The following is a 10,573-nucleotide window of genomic DNA, read 5'->3' on the forward strand; positions in this document are numbered from 1 at the left end:
CTTAAGAATCTCACGCAGAGGCGCAGAGACGCAGAGAAGAAGCGCGTCAGTCGGGTTACCGTGAAAGCCGCCCCGCCGGGGGCTTTCATGTTTCGGGGGTGACGGACAACCCCTCATGGCCGTTATCCGGTCGACAGCGCGTCAGCGCGACCCGGGTCCGGCTAAAGCCTCGACCTCCGGTGTGGGCCGAGGGGCAGCGGCCGGAACGATGATCAAGCCCCGAGAGCCTCGCGCACGACTTCGGGGTGCTTGCGCGCGATGCGAATCAGCGCCTGCGCGGCACCGGATGGAGTTCTGCGTCCTTGCTCCCACTCTTGAAGTGTTCGCTTTGAAATGTTGAGCGCTGAAGCGAATTCGGATTGCGACAGCCCAGTGCCTTGCCGCGCCTGAACGACATCGTTAACGTCGATTTCGGTGGTGCGAGCAAAGGTCCTGGCTTTCATCTCACGTACAGATTGAAGCAGTTTCAGGCCAATTTCCTCGCCAGTCGGCACAACTTCTTTTAGCTTATGAACCGTCATCTTCAATCTCCTTGCGGATCTCCTTAAGGATGTGTCCAGGGATGTTATCCCGTGCGGCTTTAGGGTAGACGAGCAACATGCATAACTCGCCGGCGTCAAGGTGCGTGAAGTAGATGACTCTGGCGCCCCCCTGTTTGCCCATCCCTGGCCGCGACCATCGCACTTTTCGGCAACCGCCGCTTCCCGCTATCACTTTACCAGCCTCAGGTTCGCCGGCGATCCAAGCGAAAAACTCAAGTCGTTCTTCTGTAGACCAGAGTTTCTGCGCTTCGGCGACGAATGTGTGAGTTTCGTAGATTGTCAGCACGCCAAATTGTGCGTCTGCGGCGTACTTTTTACAACCCTAGCCTCAGGCGGGACGCGCGGTGAACGACCTATGGTCAGGTCATCTTTGTCTTCTTTTCTGCCGAGGCAGCGGGTTCGGAGGAAACCGTCGACTACCACTGGTATCCCTTGGTATCCCTCTCGCGACATCAGTGATCCGCTACATGGTTCCGCCCAGCGAGTATACTGATGAGCGACCCGACACCGAGACGCGGAGGCCACCGTGGCATCAGCACAGATCGAGATCCCTGAAGATGTTCTGGATTCGGCGCGCCTGACCCCGGCTGAAGCCAAACGCGAGCTGGCAGTCGCCCTCTATGCGCAACGGCGCCTGTCGGCGGGCAAGGCCCGAGCCTGGGCCGGGTTATCCCTGTGGGAATTCCGACAATTGTCTGCGTCCCGGGGCATACCGGTCGATTTTGATGAGGCTGAACTGGCGGAGGACCTCAAGGCCATCGATCAATGGGAGCGTTCGCACCACATTGAGCCGTGATCTCGATGCCAGCGAGGCCGCAAGCATCGCGCTCGCGCTGGAGCTTTCGGCCGAACTGATCCTGATCGATGAACTGGACGGTCGTCATCAGGCCAGGCGACAAGGGCTTACAACCATAGGCGTCGCGGGCGTTCTGCTGCTCGCGAAACGGCAGCGGCTTATCGAGGCGGTTAAACCCTTGCTCGACGATCTACGCCTTCGAGCACGCTTCTGGCTCAGTCAATCTGTTTACGAACAGGTTCTCGCAAAGGCCGGAGAATCACTATAAGCAGTGCGGCAACGGGGTAATGGGGTCAGCATCGTTAACCAATGGGCTGGCTCGTAAAGGGTACTGACCCCTTTACTGCGCCTTTACTGCGTAAAGGGTACTGACCCCTTTACTGCTGACCCCTTAATACTGTCAGACCCCTTTACTGTCAAGCACACGGTTCAGGTCTGGATTTCCTGGCAACAGCGCGGCGGTGGGACACACGACGCGGTGGTCATCCGGGCCCTGCTGGTGCTGATCGCCGGGCCACGGGTCGGCCTGCGGCCGGGGCGCATCGAGCCGCGTGCGCTGAAGCGTCGCCTGAAAAACTATGCGCTGCTGACCAAGCCCCGGCGGGTCGCGCAGGAGGAAGTCCGCAAGAACGGCCATCCCAAGAAACAGCGCTGAGTACGCCGATTCTTGGTCACGGATGACAGCGGCAACCGACTGATTATGAATCGGAGTTGGCTTAAATTAGCGCTATTCGGTACTGACCCCTTTACTTCTGACCCCTTTACTTTTCCCTACGGCGTAATGGGGGTCGGTATCCTTGAGCAATGCTCTGGCTCGTAAAGGGTACTGACCCCTTTACTCCGCGGCGCCAAACGATACCTTGGCCGCGGCGATCACCCGCAGCCTCTCTGGATTCCGCTGCGCTCCATCCAGGCTACGACAAGCGGGCCTTGATCGCCGTTGCGGCTGCAGGGAGACCGGGGGCGAGGCTTTACCGTAAAAGTCCGGCGGGGACCTTGTGGGAGCGGCTTCAGCCGCGACGAGGCCTCGCGGGTTACCCGAGCGTCGCGGGTCACCGCATCTGCGTCTCTGCGTGAAACCTTTTAAAGAATCTCACGCAGAGGCGCGGAGACGCAGAGAAGAATCGCGTAAGTCGGGTTACCGTGAAAGCCACTCCCGCCGGGGGCTTTCATGTTTCGGGGTTGTCCGTCTCCCCGGAACATGAAAATCCGTTGTGGGAGCGGCCTCCGGCGGCGGCTTAATCGTCGTTCCGGCCGCAACCGGCGATCGGTGTAGGGTGCGCCGTGTGCACCTTGAGAGGCTGCGGTCGATCGCCGCGGCCAGGGTTTCGATTGGCGCCATGGTGCGCACGGCGCGCCCTACGGTCGCATTGAGTATACTGTCCTCAGAATTCCCACTAGAATACGCAACATTGCCGAGCCGCACTGACTCATTTTTCCCTGACTTACCACTTACACTTAGCAAAGTAAAAGGATACTGCAGGCCCTGGATCCGCGAATGGGAAATAAACCACCTTTTCTATTCTTGATCTTTGAACTCCCTTTACTAGGTCAAATGGGGTGCGTGGCAAGCCTAATTTGATGACTTCCCAGCACATAACTGTCATCTGACCGGGAGACCAAACATGAAAAGCCTTGCCGCAGCCTGGGCTGCCGTCGTCCCAGGCTGCGTCCCCTTGGATGGCTAGGGTGTCCATGGGAGGGCACAGTTGGTCTTTTGGTACTCCAGTTGCTGGACCCTTCGCAGCTTCTCTTTTTCCATTTTCAATGCTGGACTTTACTAGAGAGTCAAATTTAGGTTTCAAATACTCATAGCTCCACTCCCATTCTGCGCTTGCAGGTAATGCAACCAGCGCCCAGAGTGAGATTGCCGCGACAACTGACGTAACCTGTTTTCTCATTTGCATAGCTCTGTTTCTTGAGTGGCGAACACAACGAAGAGCCAAAATCCGGCGCACCCGTTGCAATACTTGAATCATAAGCGAATAAGGGGTCGAGCTCATTTGAATCCGCCGGGCAGAGAAGGACTCAATTGCGTCTGACCCCATACTCTTGCTCAATGCGAAACCTGACCCCACTTCTGCGTCCCTTTCCCCTTATCCCCTTTTCCCAGCCCGACCAGCTCTTTGACTGGATTATAACGCCGAACATGCTTCCGGATGGGACTCGACGAAACCCTGTATATTTTTCAACATGGTGTCGCACTCCTGCAGAAGCTCGGCTTCGTGCCTACGGACAGGACCGAACTCTCCTTTGGCGCCGCCGTTCTTACGAAGAACGACCGCAGCGTATTCGGCGGCGAAGGCAGGACACTCTTTGGTCATTTTTTGCCAGTCGGCCCCTGGGTCCTTTCCCACCACTCCCACTATGTCGCTTGTTGCCTCTGAGCATCTTGGATTATGGCTTTTTTGAATCCTACAGGTGATCGCCGAGCCGCCAAATTCTTCTTTAAGACAGCTTCTCTTGTTGTCAGCATATTGCTTTTTCAAGAAAGCGAGAATTGCGGTGTGAGCTCCATATGAGGTCTGAAACAGACCTGCCTCTGCGCTTTCCGGTGTAGTGAAACACTGGCTAACATCCCGGCCTTCGCAGTATTTTCCGGAACTCTCCCTCATGCCAAGGCCAATCAACAGCGCGTAATTGTGGCGTAGGATATCGACCGGGGTGTCGTTCTGCATTCCTGCATCCTTGAACTCCTGTTGATATGCCGCCAAAGCGTCCTTTTTCACTCTTGAGGAATCGACCGGCGCGGAGGCCAGTTGCACATCGTCGGCGTTGCGGTTGCACAAGGCCCTGGCGTACACAAGCCCCATACCCTTTATGTAGGGTCGAGGGGCAAGTCCGTGCGCATTCCAGTGGTGGGTAATGCACTTCGATTCAGAAGCAATTCTTTGAATCTCGCCGACGACATTATTCTCAGACGCTGTTTGCTGTTGTGCCTCTGTAGCAAAGACAGCGGTCAAGTTTATTGCCGCAGCAAAGCCAATATATGCCAGACTGCTTCTGCTCACACTTTTCTCCGAAGTAGCGTTGTTGGTTTACTATCGTGTTCTAGCTTGGACTAAGATCGCAATGCTCAACATTGCATTAGGATACTATGGCGGGAAAGGCCCAGTCGCCACCGTTGGCGCGGGGATCGATCCAGACCCCCGTAGCTGATCCCCCGGTGGTGCCGGTGATCTCCTCGGCACCGATCCCGCAGACCGGACCTTGAACCGGGAGTTTCAGGGCGAAATTGGTCAGCCAGACGCCTTGCCCGGCCTCGGTGGTGGGAAAAAAACTGTTGCTGCTCACGTCGCGACGCCTCCCAGCGCATCGTTGTGTGGTTCTTCCGGGTACCCGTGGGGGAGGTCCCGGCACCTCTTGCAAAACCGCGGCAATTAATACCTTTTTTCAGTGTAGAAAAAGGTAACGCGGAAATTCCTCAAAGTCAAGGCTATTTTGTTTCGGCGGCAGCCGACGGGAAGTCCGTGCCTTTTCAGGGCGCTTGCGGGAGGACGGGCGGAGAGTCCGAGGAAGTGTCAGTGGCGAGGGAAAGGCTTCCAAGAGACTTGCTGGAGTTTTTTCGAGAACCGGAAACCAAAATTCAGCGGTCCGGAAAAGTTCTTGGGATGTCGGGAAAGTGTCTTAGGAACCCAACGGAACCTCTTGGCGCTTCCCAAGCACTTTCCGGGACTTCCCGGCGAGTATCAGGAAAGTCACAGGGGTGTTTTCCCGGTTCCCAGGACATTTTTCGGAACTCTCTGGGAACAGCGCAATCCAGGTGCAGCCGCGCAGACCCAAGAGGATCAGCGGGCTGCACCGGGGACCTGGATTGCGCTGCGCTCCATCCAGGCTACGACCCGCTGCCACTAAGTCAAGCCGCACTCGGCGACCGCGTTCCAAGCGCCTGGAGTCCAAGGCTTCAGCCTTGGCGCGCTCCAAGGCTGAAGCCTTGGACTCCAGGGCTTGCCGCGGTTCGCGGATAGTCTCATAGTAGTGGCATGAGCTCTGTAGTCGCCCTCTACGATGCCCTCGCCTCGGCCCCCGACGAGCGCACCCGCGCCCGGGTGATCGCCGAGGCGTTCGAGCGCCTGGAAGAGCGCTATCCGCACCTGCCGGATCTGGCCACCCAGGGTCACGTACGAGAAACCGAGTTGCGCCTGCAGAAAGAGATCGAGCAGGTACGCGCCGAATTGCGGGCCACCGAGTTACGGCTGCAAAAGGAGATTGAGCAACTGCGTGCCGAACTCAAACTCGACATCGAGCGAGTCCGCAGTGAGGTGACGCACACAAAGATCGACCTGCTCAAGTGGATTATCCCGCTGATGTTCGCCCAGGTCGGCGCCATCGCCGCATTGGTGAAACTCCTCTGAGTAACGAGTCAGGAACAAGTTAAACACACTCGTTGTCGTTGTCGTAATCGGAGAAGCGATGCAATTTGGCGTGCGAGAGAATCCGGGGCGCTACGATACCCTCGACAACGACAACGACAACGACAACGACGCGCATTCCCTGATGGACTTGTTTAACTTTTGTCCGTCGTGCACGACGGGTAAACACTTATTCGCCAGGTCGGCATACCGAGGCGTGGCCAGATATCATTGGGTCTTACTGGAGGCTTTGCGGTGGCAAAGAAGTGGAAGCTAACGACAGATCCCCTTTATCGTGGAGATAGCGTAACTGGAGTGGCGTCACCGACGCATGGCGCAAGTCCATCGCTCGTTCGCCATATCCTTTACCTTGAGGGGCATGGCCGAGAGACCCCCTATTTGTCGTGTACCGAGTCAGATAACATTGCGGTCATCTTCGCCGGAAAGAACGGTAAGATATATCAAACCTCGCTGTCAACCTGGAAGCCAAATGGCGTCAGCCATCGCAGTAGGAAAGAACTGCTCGCCCTACTCAAAGGGAAAGGCCATGGACAGGCGGCGTGGTCGAGCGCTTTTGAAGTGATGCGAGCCAATCAGTACGTCGAAGAGCACCTGGAACATCTAGCGGATTTTACTGACCTCCCGGATCAGTCGGCAGTCGACCAGGCAACAAGGATTATTTTTCGCGTAGCCACATGAAAACTCATCGTTTAGCATCATGTGAAAACTGCTGGTTCAACGGCCTGCAGAATGGATCGATTGGCTTGGCGTTCGGGTACTGCGTTGAACACCGGGTGGTTCTTAGAGATTCCCGTGCAACGACGTGCGGCAGGCATTTCCGTAAGGATCTTCCTTTACCAACCAGTGTCAACTTTCAAGTTTCGCACCTGCGCGAATACCAAAATACGGACGCTGCTGTGGAAATGGCTACTGGCGAAATCGCTGGTGCGGCATTTGTTTCGGAGGATTCAAGAATACTCAGGACTGATGTTGTCGGAGAAGCTGTTATTGATTACGGAGTCGACGATACAAAAATTTCAACCTTGTCAGGGTTGAAAAGAAGCCCGAGTGTGCGCCTGGAATTCGCATTACTTAATCTGGGGAGGTCCTACACGCGCCGATGTCTTCAGCGTGGCGGTGCGTGGACAAGCGGACTCAATATTCTGTGGTGGTTAAAGCGGCGTCTCGCTGAGATACCACAGATAACAGCAAGTGATATCCGGTATCCAACAACATCCAGTTTGAACAGGCAGGAGGACATTGCTCAATGGACATTAATTATGGCGCGGTTGCTGTTTATTTCTGATGTTGGCTATAACGCAGACAGAAGCGACCCCGCCGTGAATACTCTCAAGGATATAGCGGAGGAGGCCGCGATCGAGACGGGCAAGATCAGCACTAAGAAGCTGGTCAGGTGGATAAACCAGGTTGGTCTCAGGAAAGTCGATACTGTCTTGCCTACCGAACGCTATCGCCAACTAATGGCTCCATTGTTAGACCGCAACGAAGACTAAGCGCGAGAGAAGGGGAGCAGGTCCCGCATCGTAGCATTCCGACGTCGGCACGCGGCTAACGGCCATGGCGCCCGCGTCACCCCGAAAGATGAAAGTGCGGGCGCCATGGCCGTTCCCTCTCCCCGGGCCTCCCCCAGCTGGGGAGGGAGACTTGGAGCGCGCTCCCGGCGCGACTTTCACGGTAACGCCTCGCTCTTCATTGCGGAATGCCGGAACGATGGCCCCGGCCGGCGCGTAGTGGCGTTCGGCGGCCGGGGCAATGATCAAGGCGAAGAGGACAGGAGGACTGGCGCCTACCCCAGCGCCTGCATCAACACCTCGACACAGGCATCGGTGGACAGGCGCCCCGCCTCCAGATGGACCTCGGGCGCCTGCGGGGCCTCATAGGGGCTGTCGATGCCGGTGAAGTTCTTCAGCGCCCCGGCGCGCGCCTTGGCATAGAGGCCCTTCACATCGCGCCGCTCGCATTCCTCGATGGGCGTGTCGACATAGACCTCGACGAACTCGCCCGCGGCAAACAGGTCGCGCGCCATGCGGCGCTCGCTGATGAAGGGCGAGATGAAACTGACCAGGACGATCAGCCCGGCGTCGGCCATCAGCCGCGCCACCTCGGCCACGCGGCGGATGTTCTCCACCCGGTCCGCCTCGGTAAAGCCCAGGTCGCGATTGAGTCCGTGGCGGACGTTGTCGCCGTCGAGCAGGTAGGTGTGTTTGCCCTCGGCATGCAGGCGCCGCTCCAGCAGGTTGGCAATGGTCGACTTGCCCGAACCCGAGAGGCCGGTGAACCAGACGCAGCGCGGTGTCTGGTGCTTCTGCGCGGCCCGGGCCTCCTTGTTCAGTTCCAGTGCCTGCCAATGGATGTTGCTCGAGCGCCGTAGCGCGAAGTCGATCATGCCGGCACCGACGGTCTCGAAGCTGAGCTTGTCGATCAGGATGAAACCGCCCAGCACCCGATTCACCCCATAGGGCTCGAAGACCAGCGGGGCGCTGGTGGACAGATTGACAGTCGCGATCTCATTGAGCCCCAGATTGGTCGCCGCCAGGTGGGCGCCAGTATTGACATCCTCGCGATACTTGATGGCGGTGACGGTCGCCGTGACCTCCTTGCAGGCGAGCTTCATCAGGTATTGGCGCCCGGGTGACATGGGGTGCTCGACCATCCACAGCAGCTTGGCCTCGAACTGGTCGGCCACCTCCGGGGGATTGGCGCTCGCCACCAACACATCGCCGCGGCTGGCGTCGACCTCGGCCGCCAGGGTCACGGTCACGGCGTCACCGACCTGCGCCGCATCGACCTCATCGAAACCCGCCAGGATCCCCTTTACCTGCACCGACACGCCCGAGGGCAGGACGCGCACCGTGTCACCCGGGCGCAGGGTCCCCTCGGCAAGGCGTCCGCAAAAGCCGCGGAAATCCAGATTCGGCCGATTTACCCACTGGACCGGCATCCGGAAGGCACCGCGCCCACTGGCCTCGCGCACGTCTACCGTATCGAGATGTTCCATCAGGCTGGGACCGCTGTACCAGGGCATCCGGGCGCTGACGTGCAGGACGTTGTCCCCGTCCAGGCCGGACAGCGGGATCGCCTGAATGTCGATGAACCCGAAGCCGGCGGAAAAGGCGCGATAATCCTCGACGATCGCGTCGTAGACCGCCTGGTCGCAGCCCACGAGGTCCATCTTATTGACCGCCAGCACGACATGACGGATGCCCATCATCGCCACGATGCGACTGTGGCGGCGGCTCTGCGTCAGCACCCCCTTGCGCGCATCGATCAGGATGACCGCGAGATCAGCGGTGGAGGCACCGGTGGCCATATTGCGGGTGTACTGCTCGTGGCCCGGGGTATCGGCGACGATGTAGCGGCGCCGGTCGGTGGCGAAGAAGCGGTAGGCGACATCGATGGTGATGCCCTGCTCGCGCTCGGCCTGCAGCCCGTCGACCAACAAGGCCAGGTCGATCTTCTCGCCTTGGGTACCGTATTGACGCGAGTCGGTCTCCAGGGCCTGCAACTGGTCGTCGAAGATGCACTTGCTCTCGAACAGCAAGCGCCCGATCAGGGTGCTCTTGCCGTCATCGACACTGCCGCAGGTGATGAAGCGCACCGTCTCCTTATTGCGCTGGCTGTCCAGATAGGACGCGATGTCGCGGGCGTGTAGGATGCTCATCAGAAATACCCCTCCTGCTTCTTCTTTTCCATCGACCCGGGTGTGTCGGAATCAATCAGCCGGCCTTCACGTTCCGAGCCGCGGGCATTGAAGGTTTCGGCGATCACCGCCTCGAGTGTGTCCGCGTCGCTCTCGATCGCCGCCGTCAGCGGCCAGCAACCGAGGGTGCGAAAGCGCACCCGTTTGAGCTGCGCCTGCTCGCCCGGGGCGAAGGGGAAGCGCTCGTCATCGACCATGATCCACTGCCCGCCGCGCTTGACGACCGGGCGCTCCGCCGCGAGATAGAGCGGGACCATCGGGATCTGCTCGGCGTGGATGTATTGCCAGATGTCAAGTTCGGTCCAGTTGCTGATGGGAAAGACGCGGATCGTCTCGTCCGGCTTGATGCGGGTATTGTAGAGATTCCACAGCTCCGGGCGCTGCGCCTTGGGGTCCCAGCGATGGCCCGGCGCGCGAAAGGAGAAGACGCGCTCCTTGGCCCGGCTCTTTTCCTCGTCACGCCGCGCCCCGCCGAAGATCACGTCGCTGCCCTGCGCATCCAGGGCCTGTTTGAGCGCTTGGGTCTTCATCACATCGGTGTGATAGTTGCTGCCGTGGGTGAAGGGATTCACCCCCGCCGCCAGACCCTCCGGGTTGGTGTGCGTGATGAGCCGCATCCCGCTCTCCGCCACCATGCGGGTGCGATGCAGATACATTTCCTTGAACTTCCACCCCGTATCCACATGCAGCAGCGGGAACGGCGGGGGTGCGGGGTGAAAGGCCTTGCGCGCCAGGTGCAGCATCACCGACGAGTCCTTGCCGATGGAATAGAGCATCACCGGGTTGCGGGCGGTCGCCACGGCCTCGCGGATGATCTCGATGGATTCGGCTTCGAGGGTATTCATCGGTCGGTTCCGGCTGGCCGCGGGCGGCGGCGGATGGTCGTGCGATTGGTGTCGGGTCGGTACGGCATAGTTTCAATGTCCGCTCTGGGGATGCGCGAGGTGGATCGACCTGGAGGGTGCGGGACCGGTCCTTACCTGGATCTCGAAAAGGCGAAATTCTCTCACGGAGGCACAGATGCGCAAAGTCAGAAATACTGAAAAGAAAATATCGACGCCCGCCGCGACGCGCCCAGCCGCGACCAGGCCCCGCTCGGGGCCTGCCGTCCCGGCCGTCGCCGGGCCTCGATCATCGTTCCGGGCAGCGACCACCTACTGGA

At 59.0% G+C, this 10,573-nt stretch carries 12 protein-coding genes and 1 pseudogene; 7 read left to right on the forward strand and 6 right to left on the reverse strand.

The genetic code is table 11. The annotated features are described in order from the left end of the window. Positions 1 to 212: 212 nt before the first annotated feature. The gene (locus QZY48_RS20690) at positions 213 to 521 is read right to left on the reverse strand and encodes a helix-turn-helix domain-containing protein (protein ID WP_295434715.1); all 309 of its coding nucleotides are present in this window, start codon (positions 519 to 521) and stop codon (positions 213 to 215) included. Continuing rightward, positions 508 to 828: a transcriptional regulator gene (locus tag QZY48_RS20695; RefSeq protein ID WP_295434717.1), complete on the reverse strand. Its 321-nt coding sequence runs from the start codon at positions 826 to 828 to the stop codon at positions 508 to 510. The genes QZY48_RS20690 and QZY48_RS20695 overlap by 14 nt, the downstream gene beginning before the upstream one ends. Positions 829 to 1,068: 240 nt before the next feature. On the opposite strand from QZY48_RS20695, the gene QZY48_RS20700 reads away from it, so the two are divergent. The 3 genes and pseudogenes from QZY48_RS20700 to QZY48_RS20710 all read left to right on the forward strand — a co-directional run. Next, positions 1,069 to 1,338 carry a UPF0175 family protein gene (locus tag QZY48_RS20700; protein ID WP_295434719.1) on the forward strand — a complete coding sequence of 90 codons (270 nt, stop codon included), beginning with the start codon at positions 1,069 to 1,071 and terminating at the stop codon, positions 1,336 to 1,338. Further along, positions 1,328 to 1,606, forward strand: a complete 279-nt coding sequence (locus QZY48_RS20705) for a DUF3368 domain-containing protein (protein ID WP_295434721.1) — start codon at positions 1,328 to 1,330, stop codon at positions 1,604 to 1,606. Before QZY48_RS20700 ends, QZY48_RS20705 begins: the two co-directional genes overlap by 11 nt. 249 nt (positions 1,607 to 1,855) lie before the next feature. After that, a pseudogene (locus tag QZY48_RS20710) lies at positions 1,856 to 1,993 on the forward strand (IS4 family transposase); the annotation flags it as partial. Between the two features lie 1,480 nt (positions 1,994 to 3,473). On the opposite strand, the gene QZY48_RS20715 reads toward QZY48_RS20710, so the two are convergent. Together QZY48_RS20715 and QZY48_RS20720 are read right to left on the reverse strand one after the other, a co-directional pair. Further along, complete coding sequence (locus QZY48_RS20715; RefSeq protein ID WP_295434724.1) at positions 3,474 to 4,349, reverse strand: hypothetical protein; 876 nt, start codon at positions 4,347 to 4,349, stop codon at positions 3,474 to 3,476. A 76-nt stretch (positions 4,350 to 4,425) separates the two neighbouring features. After that, entirely contained in the window at positions 4,426 to 4,632 is a 207-nt protein-coding gene (locus QZY48_RS20720; protein WP_295434727.1) for a hypothetical protein, read from the reverse strand. Between the two features lie 689 nt (positions 4,633 to 5,321). Between QZY48_RS20720 and QZY48_RS20725 the strand changes: the two genes are divergently transcribed. From QZY48_RS20725 to QZY48_RS20740, 4 genes are read left to right on the forward strand one after another with little or no spacing between them, the layout of a single operon-like run. Next, positions 5,322 to 5,693: a DUF1640 domain-containing protein gene (locus QZY48_RS20725; protein WP_295434729.1), complete on the forward strand. Its 372-nt coding sequence runs from the start codon at positions 5,322 to 5,324 to the stop codon at positions 5,691 to 5,693. A 58-nt stretch (positions 5,694 to 5,751) separates the two neighbouring features. Further along, a complete protein-coding gene (locus tag QZY48_RS20730) occupies positions 5,752 to 5,967 on the forward strand; it encodes a hypothetical protein (RefSeq protein ID WP_295434731.1) in 216 nt (71 codons plus the stop codon). Beyond that, the gene (locus QZY48_RS20735) at positions 5,946 to 6,389 is read left to right on the forward strand and encodes a hypothetical protein (protein ID WP_295434733.1); all 444 of its coding nucleotides are present in this window, start codon (positions 5,946 to 5,948) and stop codon (positions 6,387 to 6,389) included. The genes QZY48_RS20730 and QZY48_RS20735 overlap by 22 nt, the downstream gene beginning before the upstream one ends. Further along, positions 6,386 to 7,204: a hypothetical protein gene (locus tag QZY48_RS20740; RefSeq protein ID WP_295434735.1), complete on the forward strand. Its 819-nt coding sequence runs from the start codon at positions 6,386 to 6,388 to the stop codon at positions 7,202 to 7,204. The genes QZY48_RS20735 and QZY48_RS20740 overlap by 4 nt, the downstream gene beginning before the upstream one ends. A 293-nt stretch (positions 7,205 to 7,497) precedes the next feature. On the opposite strand, the gene cysN is transcribed toward QZY48_RS20740, so the two are convergent. Both cysN and cysD read right to left on the reverse strand, forming a co-directional pair. Beyond that, positions 7,498 to 9,372 carry a sulfate adenylyltransferase subunit CysN gene (cysN, locus tag QZY48_RS20745; protein ID WP_295434737.1) on the reverse strand — a complete coding sequence of 625 codons (1,875 nt, stop codon included), beginning with the start codon at positions 9,370 to 9,372 and terminating at the stop codon, positions 7,498 to 7,500. Continuing rightward, positions 9,372 to 10,256 carry a sulfate adenylyltransferase subunit CysD gene (gene cysD / locus QZY48_RS20750; protein WP_295434739.1) on the reverse strand — a complete coding sequence of 295 codons (885 nt, stop codon included), beginning with the start codon at positions 10,254 to 10,256 and terminating at the stop codon, positions 9,372 to 9,374. The genes cysN and cysD overlap by 1 nt, the downstream gene beginning before the upstream one ends. Positions 10,257 to 10,573 lie beyond the last annotated feature (317 nt).

Origin of the sequence: uncultured Thiodictyon sp. (genome assembly GCF_903828115.1) — a bacterium.
In the GTDB taxonomy this organism is placed as follows: Bacteria; Pseudomonadota; Gammaproteobacteria; order Chromatiales; family Chromatiaceae; genus Thiodictyon.

Bases quoted from the DNA above. Each gene is read 5' to 3' on its own strand.
- QZY48_RS20725 (WP_295434729.1), top strand. From the start codon at position 5,322: ATGAGCTCTGTAGTCGCCCTCTACGATGCCCTCGCCTCGGCCCCCGAC.
- cysN (WP_295434737.1), bottom strand. From the start codon at position 9,372: ATGAGCATCCTACACGCCCGCGACATCGCGTCCTATCTGGACAGCCAG.
- QZY48_RS20690 (WP_295434715.1), bottom strand. From the start codon at position 521: ATGACGGTTCATAAGCTAAAAGAAGTTGTGCCGACTGGCGAGGAAATT.
- QZY48_RS20730 (WP_295434731.1), top strand. From the start codon at position 5,752: ATGCAATTTGGCGTGCGAGAGAATCCGGGGCGCTACGATACCCTCGAC.
- QZY48_RS20740 (WP_295434735.1), top strand. From the start codon at position 6,386: ATGAAAACTCATCGTTTAGCATCATGTGAAAACTGCTGGTTCAACGGC.
- cysD (WP_295434739.1), bottom strand. From the start codon at position 10,256: ATGAATACCCTCGAAGCCGAATCCATCGAGATCATCCGCGAGGCCGTG.